Genomic DNA, 26,123 nt, shown 5'->3' on the forward strand with positions numbered 1-26,123 from the left:
TATATTCTCTACGTTTCCCAAAGTTGTATTTTTACTTCTTCTTTTCCAGAACGGGCTGAAAACCCGTTCGCTGGAAATATAGAAGTTTCTATTTTTACAAGGGGGTCGTATCAGTATGTTACCACTAAAAATTATTTTGGTATAACTTTTAGCTGACATTGGCAAATTCTAGTTCGGATTTCTCCACTTTAACAACTTTGACTTTTCCGTCGTCGTCAACGTCAATAACTGCTGTATCGCCTGCGCCAATTTGACCTGAGAGCATTGCTTCTGCTAATGAATCTTCTAAGAGGTTCATTATTGCTCTACGTAGTGGTCTGGCACCGTAGCTGGGGTTGTATCCTTCTTGCACTACTAAGTCTTTGAAGCTTTCGCTGATTTGCAAGGTAATTTCTTTTTCAACTAAGCGAGCAGTAACTTCTTTGAGCAAGATTTCGGCGATTTCCTTGATTTCGTCTTTCTGAAGCTGAGTAAAGACAATAACTTCATCTAGACGGTTGAGGAACTCGGGACGAAAGTAATTTTTGAGTTCTTCGTTAACCAAGGTTTTGATGCGGTTGTAGTTAGCTTCTGCTTCGTCTTCTACGTTGAAGCCTAAACCACCACCACCTTTTTCAATTACTCGGGAGCCAATATTGGAAGTCAAGATAATCAAAGTATTCTTGAAGTCTACTTTCCTACCTTTAGCGTCGGTAAGATGACCTTCATCCAACATTTGCAGCAACATATTAAATATGTCGGGGTGCGCTTTTTCGATTTCGTCGAATAGCAATACCGTGTAAGGCTTGCGGCGCACTGCTTCGGTTAATTGTCCGCCTTCGTCGTATCCGACAAAACCCGGAGGTGAACCGATTAGTTTGCTGACGGTATGACGTTCCATGAATTCGGACATATCCAAGCGAATCATGTTTTCTTCAGAACCGAAGAAGTATGAAGCCAAGGATTTTGCTAATTCTGTTTTACCAACTCCCGTAGGCCCTGAGAAAATAAAGCTAGCAATTGGACGATCTGGATTCTTCAAACCGACGCGAGCGCGGCGAATTGCCTTAGATACTGCGGTAACAGCTTGCTCTTGTCCGATCAGCCTTTGGTGAAGGGTATCTTCTAAATGCAGTAACACTTCAGATTCCGATTCTGTCAGCTTGTTGACGGGTACGCCAGTCCAAGAAGCTACGATGTGAGCGATATCTTCTTCGCCAACAACGGCTCTAATCATCTGTTCGCCAGATACAGCATCTTTAAGCTGTACTTCCAACTCCATTTCTTTGTCGCGGAGTTCGGCAGCTTTGTCAAAATTCTGTAACTTAACCGCTTCGTTTTTATCTTTGCCAATTGCTGTTATTTTGCGCTTCAAATCTCGGTCAGTAGAAGCCATCGAATGATTTAAACGCACGCGAGAACCAGCTTCATCAATTAAATCGATAGCTTTATCCGGCAAAAAGCGGTCTTGGATATATCTATCGGAAAGTTGAGCGGCTGCAACTAATGCTTCGTCAGATATTGTTAAATTGTGATGCTGCTCGTAAGCACCGCGCAATCCCTGTAAAATTTCAATCGTTTCGTCTACTGAAGGTTCGCCAATCTTAATTGGCTGGAAACGACGTTCTAAGGCTGCGTCGCGCTCGATGTGCTTGCGATACTCGTCAAGAGTGGTGGCTCCAATACACTGGAGTTCTCCTCTGGCTAATGCTGGCTTCAGGATATTAGCGGCATCCATACCGCCTTCCATACCACCCGCACCAACTAAAGTATGAATTTCATCTATCACGAGGACGATATTACCCGCAGAGCGGATTTCCTCCATGATTTTCTTCAGACGTTCTTCAAAATCACCACGGAAACGAGTACCTGCTACCACTAAGCCCATATCAAGGCTGATAACCTGCTTATCCTGCAAGATATCGGGTACATCGTTATTAAAAATTCGACTAGCCAAACCTTCGGCGATCGCAGTTTTACCAACTCCCGGTTCGCCAATTAAAACGGGGTTATTTTTGGTGCGTCGTCCCAGAACTTGAACGGTACGCTCAATTTCCTTTTCACGACCAACTACAGGGTCTAATTTGCCCTCTGCTGCTAGCTTAGTAAGATTTCTACCAAATTCTTCTAAAGTTGCCATTTGGTTGCGTCTGGTGCTACCACCGCCAACGCCAGCGCCGACAGATGCGACTTCACCCAAGCGGCGGATAACGGCAGTGCGAAGCTGCTTCAAATCAACATCTAAATTTTGTAATACTTTAGCAGCAACACCTTCACCAGCTTCGGTTAAACCAAGAAGCAGGTGTTCCGTACCAATATAATTATGTCCAAGAGAGCGAGCTTCCTTAAAAGACTGCTCAAATAGAGTTTTAACTTTAGGAGTAAAAGGAATTTCTGGTGGAACAAAACCAGAACCTCTACCAATAATTTTTTCGACTTCGCGGCGTGCATCTCTAAGAGTTACACCCATGTCCGTCAGCACTTTAGCAGCAACACCCGTGTCTTCTCCCAGCAATCCCAAGAGAATTTGTTCCGTGCCTACAAAATTGTGCCCCAGGCGACGTGCCTCCTCCTGGGCGAGCATAACTACTTTAATTGCTTCGGAAGTAAAGTGTTCAAACATAATGGGTTCTTGCTCCCTCGCTGAACGGTTAACAGTGAAATTAAATTCACTTTTTTCTAAACATTTGTCTACTTTTCTTAAGGATAATGTATCTTTATTTCACACGCATCGGCAGTGGGGAGAGCCGTAAGGTATTAGGTGTAGTTGCCGTCCGTTTTTTTGGGAGGGGGAGAGGGGGAGATGGGGATGGGGAGAGGGGGAGGAGTTAGGAGTTATAAATAATCATATTTAACTAGTTATGAATACTGTTAATGCCCTATTACTAATTCCCAATTACCCATTACCAATGCCCAATTTCCAATGCTCAATGCCCAATTCCCAATGCCCATTCATATCCCAATTGCTTTGTTAAATCGCATCATTTCAAAACTGCGATCGCCATATACTGATTCTATCTGCTGGTGACAGCATTCGATGGCAAAGTCGTTTAATTCTTCGGGTTCGATATCAAATAAATCTTTAAATACTTTTGGCTCTACACGGCAAAAGCGCGGACGCTCAGCATAAATACTGCATTCTCTTTTCTCATGGTCGTAATTTATGCACCATCCATCAGCCCCTACCATACTGAGATATTTTTCTAATTCTTCCGGAGTCAAATATTCGTCTATTTCGGGACGCTCTGCTGGTTCGAGATAACAGCAGGCTCCACACCGCTTTACACATTGCCAAGTTGCCATTGTTTCCGTTTTTGTTTAAGTTAAAAAAGCTACGAGATATTTTAAAAGATATGGAAATGGGCGAATGTTAAAGAATTGATTGATTGTGTTTACCATCCACCGCGTTTCTGTAAAAAATGGTAATGCAAAATACTCATTCATCTTAAAATCATTTTGCGTTTTTTCATTTTTTATCTCTTTTTCTATAATTTTGTTAAGTAAATTAAAATTTGGCGCTAATTTTCGGATACGATCTATATCCAGGAAAGATTATTCTTTTTATTCAATTTTTTTAAGGCAACTGGGAGAATGATATGGAAGCTTTAGCCAATATCAATTGGGAAGTTATTTTACAGCTCGGCTCTGTAGCGCTAATTATGTTAGCTGGACCTGCGGTAATCGCTGTATTAGCATTTCGTGGTGGCGATATGTAACGCTTTTTAATGGAGTTATGAGTTTGCCTCGTGACTCCTTTTTAAGGTTAAAGGTTAAAAATTGTTAACTCTTCACTCCTAACTCCTAACTCCTTCTAAGGCTTTCAAAGCAGCTTGAATAATATCGCAGTAAGGTGGTTGAGATATATCAACCTTTTGGGCTTGTTCGCGACTGATTCCTAGTAAACCTGTATCCTGTCCCGATTGAACGGCTAAAATTTTGTTTTCAGGACTTTTAATTCTTAATTCTGCTGACGAACCTTTTTGATAGATGCCGCAAATATATTGGCGATCGCCGTATTCAAATGTGGTTCTAACGGGTTGATTGTCGTAAGTAAAAAAGTTAGGAGAATCTGTTGGCAGTCTAACTCCTATTACTTCTAACTCGATAGAAGTATTGCCGTTAAAGTTGTTTTCTTTAAGCTTGTAGGCAATATCTACTCGCGTCGGTAAAGGAAAATAATCGCGCCATCTCCAAGCTATACCTTTGATTTTATACTGTTGACCGTTAACCGTTTGACCAACTGCAAACTTAATATGCCCTTTGCCAACGATTTGCTGTTCGAGTACTTTAACGTTGGGAGTCCAAAAAACCGGATTCGGGTTTTCAATTCCGCAGGGTTCTAAAGCGTTAATTTGTTGGTAAAGTTCTCGATTCACTTCATTGAGATTAGCTAAAGTGTCAATTTTAAGTAAGGGTTTGAGGTGTTGGAGTTCGAGACATGAGCAGGCAAACTCGCTCAAACGTTGACGCACTGCTTCTAAGTTTTCTGCTGGTAAAGAAAATCCCCCTGCTGCTTTATGTCCTCCGTATTTACCCAGTAAGTCATCGCAATATTGCAAAGCGTCAAATACATTAAATTCGGGAATTCCCCGCGCCGAACCCCGAATATGGTTATCATCTTCATAAGTACCGATAAATACCGGCACCCCGTAACGTTCTAGCAACCGCGAGGCAACAATACCAATTACCCCATGATGCCAGTTTGGTTGAACTATAACTAATACTCTGTCATCTTTTAAAGAAGCGACGTATTCGGCTTCTACTAATGCAATAGCTTGTTTTTCAATTTCCTCGCACATCTCCCGACGACGTGCATTAGTCGCTTCACACTGCATTGCGCGTTCGAGTGCTATCCCTACATCGTCAGTAGTTAATAATTCTATAATAATTTGGGGGTCGCCAATTCTACCAATAGCATTAATTCGCGGCCCCAAACGAAAACCAATATCATCAGGTTTGAGGGATTTTAACAACGGATGCGTTTCTTTTGGATTTTGGATTTTAACAACGGATGCGTTTCTTTTAGATTTTGGATTTAGAAAGTTATTGCCTGCTTCTTGACTTCCCAAGGCTTGTACGCCAGCCATTTGAATTAATGCTTGTATTCCTGCTAATTGAGATTTGGGTAATAACCGTAAACCGCGTTTTACCCAGGTACGGTTAACCCCCACTAACGGAGCCAAATCTGCAATTGTTCCCAGGGCAAATAATTCTAACATCGTATCCGATATCTCTTCGGCTCTACCCAATTTTTCTGCTAGAGACATCGCCAAAATATAGGCTACACCGACACCAGCAACACCGCGATAAACCGACGATTCCGGTAGTAATTTAGGATTTAAAATCGCGTCAGCAGGAGGTAATTTTTGGGGAATATCGTGATGGTCTGTAATAATTGTTTTTAATCCTAATTCCTTGGCTCTAGCAATGGGTTCAAATGCGGAAATACCATTATCTACAGTCAGAATAATTCCTACACCTTCATCATGAAACTCTTCAATAATTCGCTTGTTAATCCCATAACCTTCGTGCATCCGACTGGGGATAGCATAATCGACATCAGCGCCAAAAGTCCGCAAACTCCGTAAAAGTAAAGCGGTGCTAGTCATCCCATCAGCATCGTAATCGCCACAAATAGCTATTTTTTCTTGAGTTGCGATCGCATTTTGCAGCAATTCTACACTCATTGCTAAATCTGGAAATTCATCTAACGGTTCCGGTAAACTTAACGATTGTGGATTTAAAAATATTTCTGCGGTATCGGGTAAATCAAAGCCGCGATTGATTAATAACTGATTAATTAAAGGTGACATATTATTCACCCGTGCGAGTTTTTGCGCTAATTCAATTTTTTGAGGATAAATTTGCCAACGCTGTAATGGTAAACGTCGATCGCGGGAAGATGTAGGTTTGATTTCGTCTAGCATAGGTCGATTTAGTTAGGAGTTAGGAGAAAGTAGGATATTTTAATTAACCTACGAATGCGACAACACTTTCAAGATGGTTAAAGACATTGTGATTAAAGTTATCAACTTTAAAATTCCTGTTTTAGCCTAAAATATGTTACTTGCACAAATACTTGCACAAATTAAAAATTCAAATCAAAATGTATATTCTTGCAATAAAAACCCGGTTTATCTATAGATAGCGATAAATCAATAAACCGGGGTTAGCATTAGCTAGCTAAAAGCTTGACCAACTTTACCAAACGTTACCCAACTTTACCCATGATTTAATTGTAAGTGAGGCATCATGTAGAGAGGAATGGTTGTGGCTAACATCAATAATCAAGTACCTAAAGTAGTTCGTGTTGAGAAGGTATCGAATCAGCCATTACTACCCAGCGATTGTCTTCCGATGGCGCTTAATTGTTAAAGATAATCGGAATTGGTATTCTAATTAATAATTAAATTAACTTATATTTGTTTATTTATGACCCCAACAACTTTTGTGTTCTTAATAGCAGGACTAGTATTGCTGGTAATCGGTGCTGAATTTCTGGTCAAAGGTGCATCTCGCATTGGTGCTATTTTAGGAATTCCTCCTTTAATTATAGGATTAACTGTTGTCGCTTATGGTACAAGCGCACCAGAAATGGCGGTTAGTATTATGTCGAGTTTTGCAGGACAAACAGATATTGCCATCGGTAATGTAGTCGGCAGTAATATTTTCAACGTTTTATTTATTCTTGGTATATCTGCTTTGGTTGCTCCTTTAATTGTGAGTCGGCAATTAATTAGGTCTGATGTACCAATTATGATCGGGGTGTCCTTGTTGCTCTTATTATTTAGTTTAGATGGGCAACTAGGTCGAGTTGATAGTATTATTTTGTTTGCTGGTGGGATAGCCTATACTTTGTCTTTAATCTATCAAAGTAGCAAACAAAAAAATGATCCCAATAATTCAGAAGATGATGAATTTGCTAGAGAGTACAGTAATTCAGAAGCAAGCACACGGTTAATTTGGCTCAAAAATCTAGTTTTTGTTGTTGGTGGTTTGGGGTTGTTGGTATTAGGTTCTCGCTGGTTGGTAGACTCGGCGATCGCCATAGCCAGAAGCTTGGGATTAAGTGAACTAATTATCGGCTTAACAATTGTTGCTATGGGAACATCTTTACCAGAACTTGCTACCTCTGTTGTCGCTAGCTTGCGAGGAGAAAGAGATATTGCAGTCGGCAATGTTTTAGGTAGTAATATTTTTAATATTTTAGCGGTTCTTGGAGTTTCAGGAATAGTTGCACCAGAAGGTATTCCAGTTACTATAGAAGCAATTCAATTTGATATTCCAGTGGCGATCGCCGTTGCCTTTGCCTGTCTGCCTATTTTTTATTCTGGGAGACGAATCGATCGTTGGGAGGGAGTATTATTTTTATTTTATTACGTAGCTTATACAGGATATCTTGTTTTATACTACACTAAGAATCGCGACGTTTTATCTACCTACATAGATATAATGCTTTGGTTTGTTTTACCCCTAACTGCTATTACCTTGATTGTTATTACTATTCAAGAGAAACGAGCAGCTAGAAAAAGAAGAGAAAGTTCTTCTTAATTGGGCGTTGCTGATTAAAAATATGACGTACAAAATATTAATATTATTGTGCGTAGTTAAGTAGCCAGGCAGAATTAAATAAAAAACGCTGGGTTTAAAAATTTGAATGAACTATGATGACTTCGTAAAAGTTATGTAGCGAAATTCTAGGGAGCTTTCCGGCTCCCAATACCAACTCCTAACTCCTAACTCTGTTAAAGCAACTGTACGCGCCCATCATCTTTTACATAAATACCTCTATCGCCACCGATGCGCCATTCGGGACGTAATTCGACTTGTAAGGTTGCAAAGTTGGGTTTGGAAAGGTTGGCTTTTAGAGATAATCCGTTTTCGTTCCAGAAAATTACAGATATATTTGGTTGCGTACCATCTCCTTGTTCTAATCGTACTTGCTGTCCGGGTCGTAAAGCAATTGGGTTGGTACCTTGTGGTTTCTCTATATAAATTAAATTTGGTGTTTTGTTTATTACTTCTAATCGGATGCGTCTACCTGGTGTAAATTGAAGTGGTTTTGCACCGCATTGGGAAGCACAGGTTCCGGCGATCCCACTTCTTGGGTTTTCGTTAAATCCCAATAATAGGGCTGTTGTTATTAAGCTTGCAGATAATAATTTTGACATGGCTGACTTAACTGGTAGAAGTATAATTATGTAAATTTGAATACTTCAGGGTAACATCAGCTTAATTGTTTTGGGTAGTCTTTTTGTGCTTAATAATACTTTTTCTCTGCTGAGATGAGTCATAAAGGTTTGTAGTAGCGCCGTCTAGCCTACGAACAATGATTTACCCCGCAAAATTAATGTGGTGAAGTACTACGTACTGATGTTGGGTTACGACACGATTAACTGATATCTTTGTTGCCTTGTTATTTCTATAGGTGTCTAACCCAACCTACAACCTACGTACTGATGTTGGGTTACGTAAATGAAGTAACATTTTTATTTGGAATAAATTAGAAATCATCAAGACATAGCCTAAAAAATGTCAATTTTCAGCTTTATTCTTTAGTATCTAGCAATTTTTATCGGAAAATAAAATATTTGCGTTTTGGTATTTAATAAACAATTTAGCTAAGAGTTATTTTTATAGCTTTTATATTAATAATGCTGTCAAGACTTACTGAAAAATATTTTTGATAGGTTGCAACCTATACTATTGTTGTAGTATCTTCACGATTTATTATTGTTTTTATACCTTTGATTATAATAGTTAGATACATAAGAATAAATTTTAATATAAAATTCACAATAGAACTTTTTTAAGTGAATACGACAACAAACAATAAGAAAGATGTAAAAATAATATCTACAAATATTTGGCTTTGATGATTTTTAATATCTCGTTTTCTTTGATTTTTTTATTTGTTCAAAAGATGACGCGCTAACATTGTAAAATGTATACCTGATTACGAAATAAAAAATATGTGCGGAATTACTGGTATTTGGGGTCAAACTAATCCCATCTTAGTAAAAAGCATGATGGATAGCATCGCTCATCGAGGTCCTGATGCTGAAGGATTGTATGTTTCTCCGAATCAATCTGGAAATTTGGGACATCGCCGTTTGAGCATTATGGACCCCAAAGGTGGGGATCAACCAATTTATGGGGAAGTGCCTACTCGTGCAATTATCGCGAATGGCGAAATTTATAATTTTTCTCAATTACGTTCTAATCTACAAAAGCAAAGCGATTTTGTAACTAGTAGCGATAGCGAAGCAATTCTCAGACTTTACGAAGATAGGGGAGTTTCAGCTATAAAAGAACTTGATGGAATGTACGCATTTGCTATAGCTGATGGAGATAATTTATTAGTAGCTCGCGATCCAATTGGTATCAAGCCTTTGTACTATGGGGAAATAGAGGGAGCTTGGGTGTTCGCTTCTGAATTAAAGGCAATTTCTCAACATTGCAAAAATGTCAAGGAGTTTCCCCCCGGTAGTTACTATCATTCGGATAAAGGTTTTTCTACTTTTTATAGCGTTCCCGATTTATACCCGGATACCAATATTGATGTAGAAGCTTTAATTGCCCGAGTACGCAAAACAGTAGAAGAATCTGTAATTAAGCGCTTGATGAGCGATGTACCTTTGGGGGCTTTTCTCTCTGGCGGACTTGATAGCAGTATTATTGCAGCAGTTGCCAAGCAGCATCAGCAAGAGCTACATACTTTTAGCGTTGGTATTGGTGACAGTCGCGATTTAGAAGCCGCTAGGAAGGTTAGCGCTCATTTAGGAACAATTCACCATGAATACGTAATTACACCTGAAGAAGTAAACGCCAAACTTCCCGAAATTATTTATTATTTAGAATCTTTTGACCAAGATTTGGTTCGCAGCGCCATTCCTTGTTATTTTACTTCTCGCATGGCCGCCGAGTATGTCAAAGTCATCCTAACGGGAGAAGGTGCGGACGAGTTATTTGCAGGCTATACCTATTACAAGGATATTCCCGACGAAGATGTGCTGCATAAAGAATTGCGTCGCTCGGTTTCGAGCTTGCACAATATTAATTTACAGCGAGTCGATCGCATGACAATGGCACACGCTATTGAAGGAAGAGTGCCATTTTTGGACTTAAACATGATTGAGTTAGGTCAACAAATCCCCGCTAATTTGAAATTAGTTGGAGAACCCTTAGTAGAAAAATGGATTTTACGCAAAGCTTTTGAGGATATGCTGCCCTCGGAAATCGTCTGGAGAAAGAAAGAGCAGTTTGACGAAGGAAGTGGAACTGTAGATATGCTCGAAGAACTACTTTCCCACAAAATGACCGAAGCTCAAGCAAGAGAATACCAAGCAAAACACCCCCAAATAAAATTGCGATCGCCAGAAGAATGTTTTTATCACAACATTTTTATAGATGTGTTTGAAAATTCTGAGGTTGTATCAAGTAATGTGGCTCGTTGGTCAGAACGTCCTGTATAAAAGTTCATAGCCTGATTTAATAGTTGTTTGTAATGCCGGAAAGTCTTGTCCAGCGGAACATTTAGCCGCTGGACGTAAAAAATATTTTAATGAACTAAAATACGTATAGATCAGTATCAAAACAGGTTGCAGCAACTAAGTAGATCGGTTGTAAAACGGTGAAATTACCCCCAGGAACATCTTAGAGGATTTTGTATAGGGTATAGCCTGTGAGAGAATGAGTTTGAATTCTCTCTTGATAGAAATTCTTTCTATAGGGCATATGAATCAACATACTGTATTGAACAACGTATTAAACAACTATGCAAAAGCAGTTGAAGTTGGAGCCTACGACAGCAAATTACTAGGTCTAGGTAGTAAATGCGATAGCGTGCGGCAGTATTGGGAAGACCGTTATACCCGTTATGTCCTTAGCCCTCCTATTCGGCGTTTGCTTGAAAGAAAGCGAGCCGAAGATCGTGGAATTCGCATCATGGATCTTGGATGCGGTGCGGGAGAAGGCTGGAATATTCTGACTACTTTGCCCCGTACAAGTCCGACTTTAGATGCTCAATTCAGTTCACTCATGAATGGTTCGGATATTGAATTTTACAAAGGAGTCGATATCAGCCCTGCAATGATAGGCAAAGCTGAGAGTATTCACGCTCACCACGACCAAACCCAATTCATGGTGGCAGATTTAGACGAGGGACTTCCTATCGAATCAGGCGTTGCTCCCTTCGATCTTTATTACTCATCATATGGATCTTTGTCTCACCTCTCTGACGATAGTCTCGGTCGTTTAGTTGCAGATATTTGTCAGAATATGGGCGATCGCGCTATTTTTGTCGCCGATTTGCTCGGTCGTTATTCCTATGAATGGCCCTGCTATTGGGGAGAAGTTCAAGGAAAAAGCGATATGCAGACTTACTCGATGTCTTATCTTTATCCTCCAGACAAACGAAATACTGACTCGGTTGAGAGATTTCCCATTCGTTACTGGGGTGGAGAAGAACTCGACCGCTTTTTAAGAGTAATTGCCGAAAAAATGAATGTGAAAGTCGGAGAATTCCATTTGTGCGATCGCTCTATTTTAGTAGGTCGTCATACAGATACTGCTGAATTTAACCCCGAAGCTTCCCCACTTAGAAGTGCTATCAACTCTTTACACGCTCAGGATGTACGCACTGATTTAAGCACATTAATTTTTGACTATCAGCCTCATCCCAAGCACCCTCACATCAATCGCTTTTACCAAAACTTACAATCTGCTTGGAATGCCTTAGTCTACGGCTGCATGGAAAGCTTAGATATGTGGCGAAAACCTGAAAAACTACTTTCAGAACCACCAATTGAGCATCCACCGATTGTTTTAGATAGCATTCGCATTTTACGTCGTCTGATTCATCAAGCCCCGAATTTGCACTTTGACGATCCAAGAGCTAACTTAATTGAACCCCAGCTAGCTTACCTATTGCGAAACCTAGAATGGAACTTCCAACAAGGCTTAGGAACTTCTCATGGTTTGCTCGCGATATACGAATTTCGCCGCTAAATCATAAATCGTAACAACGGAAATCGAATTACTGTTTCAAATTGGAAATAGACTTAAATAACAATCCATATCCATAGGAAACGTTTTTGTGCTTGGTGGATGGTTATTTGGTTCTATATAGTCTAAATGTTTCAAAAGCGTCATTTTATTGAATGTCGAATTATTATGGACGCTTCAATTAACAACTTAGACAAGCGTTGTAAATGATTTAAAGTCAAAAAGTGCCTTCATCGGGGGCTTAAAATGCCCCTACGGCTTCTTTTTTTTTAATAATTGATCGGGAAATTGGCAAATAGTCAAAGATAAAAAAACCTCTAATTACTTGATATAGCATAAAGTCAGTTCAATTAATGAAATTAATTAAGATATTTTAAAATTTAGATTCCACAAGAACGTTTTAACAACTTTATCATCACCTCATCGCCTTTTGCTAAAGCTAGATTTAGTGGTGTTTTTCCTTGATTATCTCGAATATTAACTTTTGCTTTTCGAGTGATTAAAAATTCAACTAGATCGTAAGGAAAGTAGTTTTCTGCGAGAACAGCAGTATGTATTGGAGTTCTACCGGCGTTATCCCTTGCGTTAATATCTGCACCTGCCGCTACTAGCAGCATTCCAGATTGTTTCATCGCGTAGTGTAAAGGGGTTCTACCCAAATTGTCCGTATTCTTGATATTTGCACCTTTAGCAATAAGTATTTTTGTTAATTCTTGGTTAAGAGCATGGTGGTGTAGGGGTGTTTTACCATCAGGAGTTTTGAAATTAACATTTGCACCCTTTGCAATCAATAATTGTAATATTTCCGGTTTCAAATCTGGGTCATTGATTACGGCTACTCCTCGATCGTTGATAATATTAAAATCGGCACCACGATTAATTAGTAGTTTAGCTACATTTGGACGTGAAGTAGCATAATGTAACGGTGTGAAATTTTGATTAGAACGAGCATTGACATCCGCACCTTTATTTATGAGTAGTTCTGCTATATCCTGCTGAAGTGCTAAATGCAAAGGTGTAAGAAGTTCTTTGCTTCTGGCATTAACATTTGCTCCTTTGGCTATTAATAATTCAGCAACTTCCTTAGTTAATTGATTGTAGAGATTATGTATAGGAGTAATATTCGCGTTATTCTTAGCATTAACATCAATACCACCATCAATTAACAGCTTTGCTAATTCTGTAGAGCCAGCAATATGATGTAATGTAGTATTTCCTTGAGAATCTCTAACTTTAATATTGGCACCTTTAGCAATTAATAATTTTGCCAAATTAACGTCATTGCTGGCAACAACAGAATGAAGTAAAGGAAACTTACGAGAACCAAAATCGCATACCTGATTTGGATTACCACCATTTTGTATAAGCTTTTTAACTTCATCTAACTTTGCGAACATTAATTGCTGGCAAATTGTTGATGATTGAGATAAAGATTTTGTAGGAGTAGATACAATTGAAATAACCGATAGCGATGTTAGGAAAATAGCAGAAATAAATTTCATGTATATTTTTTAGATAGATTCAAGGAATACATCTAAAATATAGCTTTAAAACGAATTAAATTAATAAATGAATATACACTTTTTATACTGTACGTTTCTAGGAACAAAATAATTATCAATGAACAATTATCAATGAACAATTTACTGATAATTGATAATTGATCGTTGATAACTGATTCTAAATTCCGAACCAGGAAAGAAAACTTTGCCATAACGAAATACTTGCTTCTCCATCAAGCTTCATCTTTTGGCGAATATCTTGAATATTCCAGTTAGTTAATTTAGCCAAAGTTTGCGCTTCTGTTTCCAACCGTTTTCTCAAAGTCCTTTTATATTGTCTGCCAGCGTTACAGTCAGCTTTACCAGTAAAAGCGTGTTGTAAAACGTAACGTCCTTGAAAATTGTCGCGGTTGGAAGTTTCCTGAAACATCAAATCTTCGGGGAACTTATCGCGGGTATAGCGGACGTGCAAACGAGTTACAAACACGTTGCTAGAAGGTGGACGACGGAAACCGGGAGGTGCAATTTCATTAGAAGAATTATCATCTAACCAAAATACGCCAGCATCTTTAAGTTCTTCTCGATTAAGCGGATCGGCAGAACAAGGGTCGCAATTGCCCATGTCCCAAGCGTATTCTAAGAATGCAACCTTTTTGTCTTCTTTTGTATAGGAAGTTTGGAACATCGATTTATAAAAGTCGCCAAATTCTTCTTTGACATAAACCGGAATATTAACGTTAGAGGGAATTTTTGCCGTGCGGTAGTTAGTCAGTTCCGCTTGTCCTTTTGGTGAAAGAATATAAGCAATTAAATCTTGTTCGGATGTTGAGTTAACCATTCCCAAACGAATCGGCAACATGAATTTAGGGGATTCGTAGGAAATTTGTAAAGGACGAAGTTTTTGATATCCTTTTTTGTCAAACTTTTCTAAATTAACTTTGGCAACAAAGAATTTCATCTGTTGACGAATATAAGGATTTAGTAACTGTTTGGCACCTCTAGGAATTTTATAACCGTTACCGCGCAGCCATCTTTCCAAACCTGTGGATTCCTTGGCGCTGAGGATAACAATATCGTATTCACCGACATTAAACTGCGCTTCCACCGTCACACCCAAACTGCTGCTACTTCTTTTTATTGGTTGATTTGCTGTTGGTGCTGAAGGCATAGCTCTACTTTCTAATGCTCTGTCATACATAACAGACGCACAAGGATCTTCATCAAAATATTCAACCAATCGCGGAGCGCTAAAAGCATCCAAACGTTCGATTATTTTAGGTTTGGCTACGATTACCTGTTGTTCTTTTAATACGGTAGGTACGGGAACAACCATCGCAAAATCTTTAACATCACCCTGATAATCATTCGCCATAGTTAATACTGTGCGATTATCCTTACGAGCAATTACCACCTGAGAAGCCTTGTTATACAGCTTTGAATCCGCCTTGGCAACATAAAAACCGCAAAAAGCCAAAGCTGAAGGAGTAAAGCCAATCAAGATGACAAAAGCTAACAATACTGAAATTAATGCGCGAAATAGTCTCATAAGAGTTGTTAGTTGTTAGTTGTTAGTGGTTAGTTGTCCATTGCTCCACGAAAACCGTGATGCTTTCCAAACCTGGTCAAATAGAACCGTTAACGGTGCTAGGGCAAATAATGCCCAAAATACTGCTGTGGGAAGATAAAAGTTGTTTTGCAAAATAAATGTAACTAGGGCAATGCAGGCTGCCCATGTTAATCTTCCAGTCCGGGAATTGGGGATGGAACGGGGGTCAGTTACCATGAACAAGGCAAACAGCAGTAATGAACCACTCATCAAGCGATGCAGGTAAACATCCCACGTCCAATCCAGCCATAAATTACGCACAGCCTCTAATAAAGCGTAAAACCCCAAAAATGCTGCTGTTGTGTCCCAACGTCCGATACGGTGCAAAATCATCCCGCCAGTACCTATAAATAGAAATGCATACCACCAGTCTTCTCCCCATTGTCCTGGAGAAACCCAAGCGTCAGGGGTTAGTACTAATGCAGAAATAATTCCGAAATTAGCGGGATTGAAAAAATGTTTATCCTCGAACTTGAAAACAAACTTACTGGCGATCGCCATTGCAGCAGCAAAAAACATTGTCGTGGGATAATCAGCTCGTAAAAGTAAACTGATTCCCAAGGATGTAATTAAAGGACTGCGAATATTTGTTTTATGTTCAAAATGTTCTTTATTTTCTTTGTCGTCTGCTTTTGACCAATGATTTACGATGAATGTCAAAAGTGATTGCGTAAGCAAGCTAGTAACAATCGCAACTAAAATCATCGATGGTCGCAGCGTCCAATCTCTCGTACCTATACCTAAAATAAGGAATAGAGAAAGATAAAGTATTTGATAGTCTCGTATATCTTTAAACAACATCACCCGTTTATTCCGGGATTACTCCTAAAGTTATTCCAATCTAAACGATGAATATGAAAATTGGTTAGATGGTTACAGAATTTGTTACGGAATTACGCGGCATTACTCGTTCCCAGACTCTGGCTGGGAATGCCCTTCCGGAGGCTCTGCCTCCAGTAAAATCAAGAGGCAGAGCCTGTTGTTACGCATTACAAAGCAGAGCCTTGTAACGAGGAAAAGTTCCCTATTCCCCATTCCCCATTCCCTACTCCCTACCAAAAATGCAGCTTTATCCTTTATTCCCGCTTTTATACCCAATTCTTAAATCAAGTTTTCCTAAATGTCTTTGGAGGGGTAATCCCAATTCCAAAACCATCGCTCTCACTTTTGATGATGGCCCCCATCCGCAATATACGCCGCAATTACTCAAAGTTTTAGATCGTTATCAAATCCCAGCGAGTTTTTTTTGGTTAGGTGCTTGTGTCGAACGTGCGCCGCATATAGCCAAACAAGTTTATTCTCGCGGACATTGGATTGGGTTACATGGCTATTCCCATCATAATTTTCCCCTACTTTCGCCAACCGAACTCAAGCAAAGTTTAGAAAAAACTCAAGCAGCTATTCACTACGCTTGTAATTTACCACCAGAAAAAGTACGCGATATTCGACCGCCAAATGGTTTATTTACTCCTCAAACGCTAGAATTCTTTGATCGGTGGAATTACCGTCCTGTAATGTGGAGTGTTGTACCGGAAGATTGGGTAAATCCGGGAGTACCGAAAGTTGTAGATAGAGTTATGAATAATCTAGAAAATGGCTCTTTGATCGTATTGCACGACGGCGTTTGTGGCGGACAAAACGTAGCAGAAACAGCACACATTATTATCCCTCGATTGTTAGATCGGGGATATTCATTCGTGACTATAGATACTCTATGGCAATCAGTGACCAGTGAGTAATTATCAATTAATTGTTCACTGTTGACTGCTCACTGTTCACTGATTGCTCCGCTTCTTCTTCATCGGTACCTAGTAAATTATGTATTTCTTGCAATGAAGCAGGTTTTGTTGATGCTTCTTTTGCAACCTCACTTTGGTTGAGTTCAATCAAATCTTCTACTTTGCAATCAAGAGCTTTACAGAACTTTATTATTCTTTGAATGTGATCTGTACCCGTTCTACCACTCTCCCAGTTTTGAATGGTACTTTCTGTCACGCCTACGAGACGAGACAGTTCAAGCTGGGTTAAACCAGCCTTTTCACGAAGAAAAGCTATCCTTGGTTTTGGTTTCGGTTTCACAATTACAAGCGCTGTTGTCATCTATAGCCGTACATCGTAACATCAAAAAAATTCTAACGCCCAACTTTTTTACCCAAAGACTTGACACCCTTAAGTTCTTTGGGTAAAGTATTTACATATAGAGATTTAAATGCTCTTACTGGTTAGTTGCTAGTTCTTAGTTGCTAACTGGTAACTGACAATCATAATATCTATTTCAAAAAAAAATTCGGAGAAATCCGGAATAAACAAATTCAATTCTGTAGCCCCATATATACCGCAAGAGAAAAATACAATCTTTAAAAATTCAATAAGGGTTCTTAACAAACACCCACTGAAACTTTAAAGAACGGATTTAATCTGGGTAACAACACACTCTTATTCGACACAACACACAATACTATTACACGAGGTTTATAAAATGTTGAAGAAGTATGCGGCTTTCGGTTTATTAGCTGCTGGTTTGATGGTTGCACCTGGCGCGGCTTTCGCTGATTCTCAATCTCAAAATAGCAATCAACAAACAGTTCAAGATGGCACCGCAGAATACGGCAGCACCAACGCTCAGAGTTCTGAAACCCTTAACGTGCAAGAGCAAATTCAGAAAACTCGCGACAAAGTAGGTAGTCGCGGTGGTAATTTTGGTCATGGCCGTCGTCCCATTCGTCCTAGCTATTGCGGTGGTAGCTATAATGGACAGTCCCAAAATTCGTCTCAGGGCAGCGCTCAGATTGGTCAAGCTTTCGACGGTTCAGTTAATGGACAATCCAACAGCAGCGTTAGCGACCAGAAGCAGACTGCTGCAACTAGCCGCGCTTGCCCATAATAGTTAACAGTGAGCAGTTATCAGTTATCAGTGAGCAGTTAACAATCACTGGTAATTGATAAAAAAGCTAAAACTGTTTATCTGTGCAATGCCATTTCGATTCAACAACACAACAACACACAACACAATTACAACGAGGTTAATAGAATGTTTAAGAAGTCTTTTGGTTTTGGTTTATTGGCTGCTGGTTTGATGATTGCACCTGGTGCGGCTTTGGCTGATGTGCAAACTCAGAATAGCAATCAACATACAGTTCAAAATGGTACCGCAATCAACGGTAGTGTAAACGCTCAGAGTTCTGAAACCCTCAACGTACAAGAGCAGATTCAGAAAACTCGCGAACAAGTTGGTCGTAGCGGTGGTTATCACGGTCGTTACGGTGGTTACAGTCGTCCTAGCTACTGCGGTGGTAGCAATAACGCACAAGCACAAAATTCGTCTCAGGGCAGCGCTCAAAATGGTGTGGCTGTAAACCATTCTGACAATGCTCAATCTAGTAGCAGCGTTAGCGATCAAAGACAAACTGCTTCTAACACCCGTGCTTGCAGGTAACAGTGAACAGTTATCAGTGAACAATGAACAATGAACAATGAAAAGTTTTCACCCGCTAAAGTGTGGAAGATTAATTAATTGATAATTGTTCATTGAACTGTGCAATTCCGGAATTGATTCAAGAATACAACAACACAACAACACAATTACAACGAGGTTAATAGAATGTTTAACAAGACTTTAGGTTTCGGTTTATTGGCTGCTGCTTTGATGGTTGCACCTGGTGCGGCTTTAGCTAACAATCAATCTCAAAATAGCAACCAACAAACAGTTCAAAATGGTACAGCAATTGATGGCAGTGTAAACGCTCAGAGTTCTGAATCTCTTAACGTACAAGAGCAGATTCAGAAAACTCGCGAAAAAGTTGGTCGTAGCGGCGGTTATCACGGTGGCTTCGGTCGTCCCAGTCGCCCTAGCTACTGCGGTGGTAGCTACAACGGACAATCCCAAAATTCTTCTCAAGGAACCGCTCAAAACGGTGTGGCTGTAGATTATTCTGACAATGCTCAATCTGGTAGCAGCGTTAGCGATCAAAGACAAACTGCTACTAATAGTCGTACTTGCCGGTAACAGTTAACTGTTATCAGTTGTCAGTTAACTGACAACTGATAACCAATTATAAATTTTTGAGGTTTTAAAAATGCTAAACAAATATACAGCTTTCGGTTTATTGGCTGCTGGTTTAATGATTGCTCCCGGTACGGCGTTTGCTGATTCTCAAAGACAAGAAAACGTACAAATTAATACTCAGCAAGGTAGGGCGATCGGTGGTAGTGTAAATGCTCAAAGTGGAGAAGCTTTGAGTATTCAAGAGCAAGTTAAATTACGTCAGCAGAATGCTTTCAAGCGTTTTGGTCGTAACTGTCCCGGTAGCTATAGCACTCAGTCACAAGCTTCTACTCAAGCATCGGCTCAGACTGGTGGTGCTATAGATTATTCTGACAATGCTCAAGCAACCACTAACGTCAGCGAACAAAATCAAGTCGTAGTATCTAGCACTGGTTGCTATCGTTAAGATTAAGACCTAACCCCCAACCCCTTCTCTGCAAGGGAAGGGGGGCAAGATTTCCATCTAATTACTACAACACACAACAGGCAACACTAATAAGGGTTATAAAAATGATCAAGAAAATTTCTACGCTGGGTTTACTAGCTGCTGCTTTTATCGTTGCACCAAGCGCAGCATTTGCAGGACAAGGAGCTACTCAAGAGACAAACCAAGAAGCTACTGTAATAGGTTCTGGTAGTCGAGTTATTCAAAAAGGTAAACAGGTAAGCATTCAGCGTCAAGAAAGAATAGGTCCCCGCAACCGCAGATGTGGTACAGATTCCCAGTCACAGCATTCAAATCAGCGGATTGACCAAAATGCTGTTGCTGTTGATGGTGGTTTTGTTAACCAAAATGCCGATCAAGTAAACATTCAGCGTCAACTTATTTTAGGTTCTCACTACTGTTACTAATGTTACTAAAATATCTTTTTTAGTTTCAAACAGTCTGCGGTTTGAGAACGGGTGTTACCTAATTCTGATTTTGCCGATTTTCTTAGTTACTAAAATCGGTTTTTTCTATTACTAAAGGTACACAGCCATGTCCGCTAAACAAACGATTTCAATTCTGGCATTATCCGTACTAATGATATTACCTGCTGAAATTGCGACAGCCGGAAATATTAAAGTTCAAAACGGTAATTCTAGGGTAACAATCAATCGCAACGGTGACATAAAAATCAGAAATAGTCGTAGAAGAAGATTGTACCGTCGTCGCGTTAATCGTGGTTCTGCAATTCGCATTCCTTCACGTAGCGTCTACCGCCAAACCATAAAGCAAAGAAGTAATTGCACAACTTACCGCAGCACTCGTAAAAGTGGTTCTGGTAACAATCGTTCTTACGCTCGCACCAGCACAACAACCTGTCAATAATCAAGGATGCAACTATGAAGCTGAAATTACTTTCTCTAAGTTTATTTTCGCTAACTACTGTTTCTTCAATATTTATTCCTTCTTTAAGCAATAAAGCATTAGCGGGATGTAACGCTATTGATGTTAACGTCCAAGTGTCAATCGATGATTCACCAAAAGGACAACAAAGAAACGATGTAACTCAAGAATTTGGCGAAAATTGTAAAGGTACCGTTGGCACTACTGGGGTTTCTACATCAACTCAAGTTTGCAATTCTTCTGACTGCGAACAAACACGAAGTAGCAGGCAACGACTTGATGGAGATCCAAATCGTCGTACTGGTGTTGATACTAATAATATCGGTATTAAAGTAGATGTTCCCGTACACGTGAAAAAGCCAAAAAAACCTACGCCTCCTTCTTTTAGACGGTAAGATTTTTTTGAAATAAAGCTTAATTATTGTCCCCTTAGTGGGGGACTTTTGTCTGTTTAAGAAGAATTTAGGACTTACGCAAGTTGAACGATAAAACTAGTATTTCACCTTCTTTAGATCCCCCCAACCCCCCTTAAAAAAGGGGGGCGCTATTAAGTCCTGGAATTTATAAGAATTATTTATTTTGTAGTTTGTAGGATGTATAACGGCTAAGATAAATTTCAGGGATAACGAAATCATTTGATGTTGCCGTCACGCACCAATTATTAAGGAGTAATTAAGGTAAGTAGGTAGGCATAATTAAATGTAAGATGTCATTGCGAGGAGGAACGAAGCAACCGCAGTGACTGGGATTGCTTCGTTCCTCGCAATGACCAAGCGTATTATATTTATTTGTACTCACCTACTTACTACGAACCTATAAAAATAAATTCGTTTCAATAATAGTATTGTGACTAATAATTTAAAATTGATCGTTGAAAAAATTTTATGAAAAAAATAATTTATATCATATGCACTGCGCTTGCTTTAATTTCGGTTTCCGTAGCCTTTGCAAGTAATTTTGCTAATAATCCCAACAATAACAATAATATGATGAATAGTAATTCAAATAGTTTTACCACCTTTACCAGCAATTCTTCCGGATATCAACGCGGCAAAGTTAGTTTAAATGCTGCGAATCTATCTCAACCACATATTCTTAAAATTGAAACTTCGGCAACTCAGTTAAATGGCAAAATAATTGTCAATGGAAAAGTTGTTAAAAACCTGAGCAATCAAAAAACTGAAATTGATTTATCCCGTTATTTATCGGTAGGAGAGCATAAAGTGCAAATATCTGCAAGCTATTCTCCTGGTATATCTCCGATAAAAGTTGAATTTAATGCTCCGAATAGCAATGTTACTCAGCAAACTAGCGGTAATGGTATATTAAATTACCAATTAGAGGTTTCTGTTAGGGAATAGAGAACAGGGAATAGGGAATAGGGAATAATATTAGTTATTGAAGCCTATAATCCTTATTTCTACTGAGGTAAATGCTTTCTTATTTTCTGATGTAGCGGTTTATCTAAGGATTATTCTTCAATTGGAACGAACGGAGGATCGTAAGCAGGAGAATGTCTCGTTTACTAATGTTACAGCAATTCTTGAAACTCAAAAGAAAATCATGGAGGGTAACTTAATATTGTTGCTGTCTTCAAATTGAATTCTATTCTATCCGCTTAGAGCGCTTGAAATCGTCTAATTTTTCTACTAATACCTTAGAAGAAACTATGGGCACTCGGCAGTTTGCAGTTGAGTTTCCAAATTAGCACGTATCCATAATTCTGCTATAGACCAAACCCAGAATTTATCTGCTGCTTCCGCAAAATTATCGTGTTTATGAGTGACAATTGCATCTAGTTGCTGATAGCTAGCACAGATAAATTCAACAGCAGATTCAAAATCTTTAATCGGTGATAAACGTGCTTGCTGTAAAATATCTTGGTTTACGGAACAAACTTTAATTTTTTCTTCCAACCAATTAATTACCATTTCAGTAACTTTCTTACTTTGTAAATGATTGAGATAAGTGTATATTTTTTCCCATCCAACATCTGTTATATACATTTGAATCCAAGGGTTTACTTTATCTAACAATTCTCTAACATCTGTTACGGTATTACGATTCATTAAAGCTTCCAAAATTAGGTCAGCATCAACTAAAATCCTAATCACTTTTAATCTCCCCGATAAAGCGTTATATATTGCTGTAAGTGAGACTTTAAACTTTATATTCTCATGTTTTACAGCATGAATAGTTGTATATACAAATTGCTCTCACAGTTTTTCTGATTTCTACAAATTATTTAACTAAAAATATTTTCTTATCTTTAAAATAAATAGCAATATAAATCTATTGACAAAACTAATAGATTATGGTCTGTCAATAAACACTTTTTATTTGACGACAAATAAAATAAGTAGTTCCATATTTTTTATTCAATACAACTGATAAAAATCACGACTCAATTAACTATTATTAATTTAATAATATCTATCTCAAAGTAGATGATTTATAATGATTTATCCTTAAGTAGCAGATAATAAAGCTGTCCATTGGTGACTGTTACCCCAGCGCGATCGCCTGCAATTTTTCCGGTTCCCAGGAAGTAATCAACTCTACCCGCAGTTTTGATCGCACCACCTGCATCTTGGTCTAAAACATAACGGCTGACAGTACGGTGTTTCAGATCGCCGTTGTCTGCGGCAAAGGGAAAATGACCGCGTATCAAGGCTAATGCTCCGGGAGGCATCAAGGATTTATCTGTAGCAATTGAACGTTCGGGGCTTAATCCCACTTGGATAGAACCTTGTGCTGGGGCACCTTTATTTTCCTGGAAAAATACAAAACTGGGGTCGCGAGGAATGTAAACGTCTAATTTTTTCGGGTCTTTTTCAAAGTATTCTAAAATTGTCGGCATGGTGACACCACTCGATGGTAATTCACCGTCATCAATTAAAGCTTTTCCGATGCTTTGGTAGTTATGAGCGACATTTCCCGCAAAACCTACGCTGGTTTGAGTACCATCGAGCAGTCGCAGTTTAGCTGAACCTTGAATTTGCATCAGGTATGGTTCGAGACGGGATTTAAACCAAAATAATTCTAAACCCTTTAATTTTCCTTCTCCACCTTGCAAACCATCAGCACCTTCTAAATCCAAACGTGTGGGATGAGGTCTTTGCCACTCTTTTAGATCGGGTGGTATAGCATAAATAGGATAGCGGTATTCTGCTGTTTGTTCGCGACTAGCTATATAAAGCGGCTCAAAATAAGCGGTAAATAAGACTTTTCCTTTTTGATCGTTGCCTACCGACTGATAAAAAACAAACTCTTCGGCAACAGCTTGATTTAATTCTGCTGCGGATTTTGATGACAGCAGCAATTGACGAAACCTTTGTAAACTCTGGATTACTCTTTCTCTACTGATTCCGGGTACTTTATCTTTGTTATATCTTTCATACGTCTTCTTGGCAGAATTGGTTTGTAAATATCGCAAACTATTATCTATAGAATTAATAAGAATTTTTTTATCCGCTTGCTGACTACTTTCTCCCCAGATTTGCTCATCAAAGCAAGAAGTATCACCTTCACAACACGGGAAAGGCGGTTTTTTTGTTGCAATTAATGGCGGTATTTCTGGTTTTGGAGTTTTAATCGATACTGGTAATTGCCATCTCTTTAATTGACACTCTAAAGGACTAAGTAATAAACGTCCGAGAGGGCTAACGGTTATTAATAAAGCGAGTACTGGTAAAGCGACTGGAATTATCGCAAGTGACTTTTTCATTTGTAAATCTCAAAATCAAACTTATTCTAAACCACAGTTGCAAGAATCTATGATTTAATAAGATTTTGAAACGCTTTTTATGCTGTCGCTCTTGACGAGGTTATTGAGTGTTTAACAAAAAATTTTTCCATGAAAACTCAAGGTATCTGTGACTTCATTCTGGAACAGCTTAAACAACAGATAGGCTTGAATACACATAGTCAAGTTTCTGTCAATGCGTTAGTCCTGTCTTAGCTTGATTGTGTAATTTGATTTGACGATGTTAAGATTCAGACTAAGCCTTGAATCCTACAGCAAATAAAAAGCATTTAAATCGCAATGAATCAGCAAATAAAGAGCAAGGACGTAGCGCCTTCTTCGTCCTCACGTTCTAACCCAGTCCTCCTTGAATACACAATCAACGATAATATTCAACCCATTAAAAAAGAATGTGAATTACTTGTCATAGCTTGTGACCCCAGAAACTTGTATAACATTTGTGATTACACGACTGAAGAACTCGCTATATTTAACAAGTTGAAAAATTTTACATTCCATACCTCGCTACTTAAAGTCCAAATCAATAATCCACCTTCCCAGCCAGTAACATATCCTGGTATCTTTGCTCCGAAAGTATTGGAGCAAATGGATGGAAGTGTCTATGCATATCGTAATGAATCCGCCAAGCAATTTGGATCTAAGCTTGCGAATGAGATGGCGTATAACTTGGTAACTGTCTATCAATTGCAAGGCGAAGCAGAGACAGCATTGTCCCCCAGCGAGTTTGAGAAAATACTTAAACAGCAATTGACAGACAGCAACTGGTGGCCATTCTCTACCGAATACGAAGTACTGAAAACCTTTACTACGCCTTACTTTGATCACTTCTCTAATGAAGGCTTGTTCGAGGAAAAGTTACCTTGGAAGATTCTGAATTTGCAGGGTAAAAATAAGACCTTGTATGTGCATGGATTCACTTGTTTTGAATCGGTCTTGCATTGCTGGGATTACGCCGAATTAGTGCTGAATTTTGTGGGCAGTGCAGAAAAACCCTTACCAATTGAGTTAAATGCGCCTATTGTAATCCTGGGCGCTGGTGTTAGCGGTCTTTTGTTTGCCACTAGGCTAAAGAGGTTGGGATACACGAATATAGAAATTTTGGAATCAACCGACCGATACTGTGGAAAAAGTGGAAAAACCTATACCATCACTAAAAACGAACCTTATCCACCCAAATCACCAGAGGATACGGTTTGTGAGTTAGGCACATGTTATTTATCGCCAGCCTACGATCATCTGATTGAGGATCTCAAGGAATTTTTTGTGGACAACGCTCGAATTAATTTCGGTGAAGGTGAACCGAATTTTAGAGGAATTGTCATCAAAGGGGAATTTGAAGAGCCTTATATTCCTGAAAACGCGATTATTTCACAACAAGAGTATATCCTTTTGAAGGCTAAAGCCTTACTAAATCTCGATCCAGATGTTGCGCCAGAGGTTGTAATGTCTAAAATTGCTTTGGCACTCGCCAAGTACAGTGTTCTTCATTGGAAAATCATGGGTTCACAAACGCCGATGCCACTGAACCCACCAGAGGAACTGCGGAATAAAACCTTTTATGAGTTCTTGGATGAAAACGGACTACTTTCCCTTGTGGGCATGATGCAGTATATCTATTCTGTGCAGGGGTATGGTGTGATGACAAATATCCCCGCTTATTATGGCTTAACCTGGATCACACCTATCGTGATCCAAACGATTCTGCTCGATAATTTCGACCCTGAAGAAATACCCGTTGTGACTGCATTGGAAAAGGGTTGGGCCGCTCTTTGGGATCAAATAGTAACACAAGGAGAACTTAATATTACCTATTTGGCGAAGGCTACATCCATTAGACGATAAGTAGTTAGGAGTTACCAATTACCAATTACCAATGCCCAATCCCCCAT

At 39.1% G+C, this 26,123-nt stretch carries 24 protein-coding genes; 14 read left to right on the top strand and 10 right to left on the bottom strand.

Features of this window, described 5'->3' with window-relative positions:
• Positions 1–148 precede the first annotated feature (148 nt).
• Complete coding sequence (locus ACM03V_RS18120) at positions 149–2,602, bottom strand: ATP-dependent Clp protease ATP-binding subunit (RefSeq protein WP_414622198.1); 2,454 nt, start codon at positions 2,600–2,602, stop codon at positions 149–151.
• A 329-nt stretch (positions 2,603–2,931) separates the two neighbouring features.
• Positions 2,932–3,282: a YkgJ family cysteine cluster protein gene (locus ACM03V_RS18125; RefSeq protein ID WP_414622199.1), complete on the bottom strand. Its 351-nt coding sequence runs from the start codon at positions 3,280–3,282 to the stop codon at positions 2,932–2,934.
• Between the two features lie 293 nt (positions 3,283–3,575).
• Between ACM03V_RS18125 and psb30 the strand changes: the two genes are divergently transcribed.
• Positions 3,576–3,695: a photosystem II reaction center protein Ycf12/Psb30 gene (gene psb30 / locus ACM03V_RS18130; protein WP_414622200.1), complete on the top strand. Its 120-nt coding sequence runs from the start codon at positions 3,576–3,578 to the stop codon at positions 3,693–3,695.
• 78 nt (positions 3,696–3,773) lie between these two features.
• Here psb30 and ACM03V_RS18135 read toward each other — a convergent pair whose 3' ends face one another.
• Positions 3,774–5,906: a single-stranded-DNA-specific exonuclease RecJ gene (locus tag ACM03V_RS18135; protein ID WP_414622201.1), complete on the bottom strand. Its 2,133-nt coding sequence runs from the start codon at positions 5,904–5,906 to the stop codon at positions 3,774–3,776.
• A 523-nt stretch (positions 5,907–6,429) separates the two neighbouring features.
• Here ACM03V_RS18135 and ACM03V_RS18140 point away from each other — a divergent pair.
• The gene (locus ACM03V_RS18140) at positions 6,430–7,530 is read left to right on the top strand and encodes a calcium/sodium antiporter (protein WP_414622202.1); all 1,101 of its coding nucleotides are present in this window, start codon (positions 6,430–6,432) and stop codon (positions 7,528–7,530) included.
• Positions 7,531–7,724: 194 nt separating this feature from the next.
• On the opposite strand, the gene ACM03V_RS18145 is transcribed toward ACM03V_RS18140, so the two are convergent.
• Positions 7,725–8,150, bottom strand: a complete 426-nt coding sequence (locus ACM03V_RS18145; protein WP_414622203.1) for a hypothetical protein — start codon at positions 8,148–8,150, stop codon at positions 7,725–7,727.
• 801 nt (positions 8,151–8,951) lie between these two features.
• Between ACM03V_RS18145 and asnB the strand changes: the two genes are divergently transcribed.
• A complete protein-coding gene (gene asnB / locus ACM03V_RS18150; protein WP_414622204.1) occupies positions 8,952–10,454 on the top strand; it encodes an asparagine synthase B in 1,503 nt (500 codons plus the stop codon).
• A gap of 262 nt (positions 10,455–10,716) precedes the next feature.
• Complete coding sequence (locus tag ACM03V_RS18155; protein WP_414622205.1) at positions 10,717–11,988, top strand: class I SAM-dependent methyltransferase; 1,272 nt, start codon at positions 10,717–10,719, stop codon at positions 11,986–11,988.
• A 377-nt stretch (positions 11,989–12,365) separates the two neighbouring features.
• On the opposite strand, the gene ACM03V_RS18160 is transcribed toward ACM03V_RS18155, so the two are convergent.
• The 3 genes from ACM03V_RS18160 to ACM03V_RS18170 all read right to left on the bottom strand — a co-directional run bounded on the left by ACM03V_RS18160 (position 12,366) and on the right by ACM03V_RS18170 (position 15,894).
• On the bottom strand, positions 12,366–13,487 hold the full coding sequence (locus ACM03V_RS18160; protein ID WP_414622206.1) for an ankyrin repeat domain-containing protein: 1,122 nt from the start codon (positions 13,485–13,487) through the stop codon (positions 12,366–12,368).
• A gap of 178 nt (positions 13,488–13,665) precedes the next feature.
• A complete protein-coding gene (locus ACM03V_RS18165) occupies positions 13,666–15,033 on the bottom strand; it encodes a DUF2330 domain-containing protein (RefSeq protein ID WP_414622207.1) in 1,368 nt (455 codons plus the stop codon).
• Positions 15,034–15,048: 15 nt separating this feature from the next.
• Positions 15,049–15,894, bottom strand: a complete 846-nt coding sequence (locus ACM03V_RS18170; RefSeq protein ID WP_414622208.1) for an RnfABCDGE type electron transport complex subunit D — start codon at positions 15,892–15,894, stop codon at positions 15,049–15,051.
• Between the two features lie 260 nt (positions 15,895–16,154).
• On the opposite strand from ACM03V_RS18170, the gene ACM03V_RS18175 reads away from it, so the two are divergent.
• On the top strand, positions 16,155–16,832 hold the full coding sequence (locus ACM03V_RS18175) for a polysaccharide deacetylase family protein (RefSeq protein WP_414622209.1): 678 nt from the start codon (positions 16,155–16,157) through the stop codon (positions 16,830–16,832).
• A 7-nt stretch (positions 16,833–16,839) separates the two neighbouring features.
• Here ACM03V_RS18175 and ACM03V_RS18180 read toward each other — a convergent pair whose 3' ends face one another.
• Positions 16,840–17,172: a helix-turn-helix transcriptional regulator gene (locus tag ACM03V_RS18180; RefSeq protein WP_414622250.1), complete on the bottom strand. Its 333-nt coding sequence runs from the start codon at positions 17,170–17,172 to the stop codon at positions 16,840–16,842.
• Between the two features lie 400 nt (positions 17,173–17,572).
• Between ACM03V_RS18180 and ACM03V_RS18185 the strand changes: the two genes are divergently transcribed.
• From ACM03V_RS18185 to ACM03V_RS18220, 8 genes are all read left to right on the top strand, one after another.
• Positions 17,573–17,977, top strand: a complete 405-nt coding sequence (locus ACM03V_RS18185) for a hypothetical protein (protein WP_414622210.1) — start codon at positions 17,573–17,575, stop codon at positions 17,975–17,977.
• Between the two features lie 147 nt (positions 17,978–18,124).
• Positions 18,125–18,529, top strand: coding sequence for a hypothetical protein (locus tag ACM03V_RS18190; RefSeq protein ID WP_414622211.1), 405 nt, complete (start codon positions 18,125–18,127; stop codon positions 18,527–18,529).
• Between the two features lie 165 nt (positions 18,530–18,694).
• Positions 18,695–19,099 carry a hypothetical protein gene (locus ACM03V_RS18195; RefSeq protein WP_414622212.1) on the top strand — a complete coding sequence of 135 codons (405 nt, stop codon included), beginning with the start codon at positions 18,695–18,697 and terminating at the stop codon, positions 19,097–19,099.
• Between the two features lie 70 nt (positions 19,100–19,169).
• Entirely contained in the window at positions 19,170–19,544 is a 375-nt protein-coding gene (locus tag ACM03V_RS18200) for a hypothetical protein (protein WP_414622213.1), read from the top strand.
• Between the two features lie 104 nt (positions 19,545–19,648).
• Positions 19,649–19,990, top strand: coding sequence for a hypothetical protein (locus tag ACM03V_RS18205; protein WP_414622214.1), 342 nt, complete (start codon positions 19,649–19,651; stop codon positions 19,988–19,990).
• Positions 19,991–20,117: 127 nt separating this feature from the next.
• The gene (locus ACM03V_RS18210; RefSeq protein WP_414622215.1) at positions 20,118–20,450 is read left to right on the top strand and encodes a hypothetical protein; all 333 of its coding nucleotides are present in this window, start codon (positions 20,118–20,120) and stop codon (positions 20,448–20,450) included.
• Between the two features lie 14 nt (positions 20,451–20,464).
• Positions 20,465–20,863 carry a hypothetical protein gene (locus ACM03V_RS18215; RefSeq protein ID WP_414622216.1) on the top strand — a complete coding sequence of 133 codons (399 nt, stop codon included), beginning with the start codon at positions 20,465–20,467 and terminating at the stop codon, positions 20,861–20,863.
• Between the two features lie 489 nt (positions 20,864–21,352).
• Entirely contained in the window at positions 21,353–21,829 is a 477-nt protein-coding gene (locus tag ACM03V_RS18220) for a hypothetical protein (RefSeq protein WP_414622217.1), read from the top strand.
• 306 nt (positions 21,830–22,135) lie between these two features.
• Here the strand turns inward: ACM03V_RS18220 and ACM03V_RS18225 are convergent, their stop codons facing one another.
• On the bottom strand, positions 22,136–22,582 hold the full coding sequence (locus tag ACM03V_RS18225) for a PIN domain-containing protein (RefSeq protein WP_414622218.1): 447 nt from the start codon (positions 22,580–22,582) through the stop codon (positions 22,136–22,138).
• Positions 22,583–22,920: 338 nt separating this feature from the next.
• Entirely contained in the window at positions 22,921–24,195 is a 1,275-nt protein-coding gene (locus ACM03V_RS18230) for a murein transglycosylase A (protein WP_414622219.1), read from the bottom strand.
• Positions 24,196–24,513: 318 nt separating this feature from the next.
• On the opposite strand from ACM03V_RS18230, the gene ACM03V_RS18235 reads away from it, so the two are divergent.
• A complete protein-coding gene (locus ACM03V_RS18235; RefSeq protein ID WP_414622220.1) occupies positions 24,514–26,076 on the top strand; it encodes an NAD(P)-binding protein in 1,563 nt (520 codons plus the stop codon).
• Positions 26,077–26,123 lie beyond the last annotated feature (47 nt).

Origin of the sequence: Calothrix sp. CCY 0018, from assembly GCF_963920925.1 — a bacterium.
In the GTDB taxonomy this organism is placed as follows: Bacteria; Cyanobacteriota; Cyanobacteriia; order Cyanobacteriales; family Nostocaceae; genus Rivularia.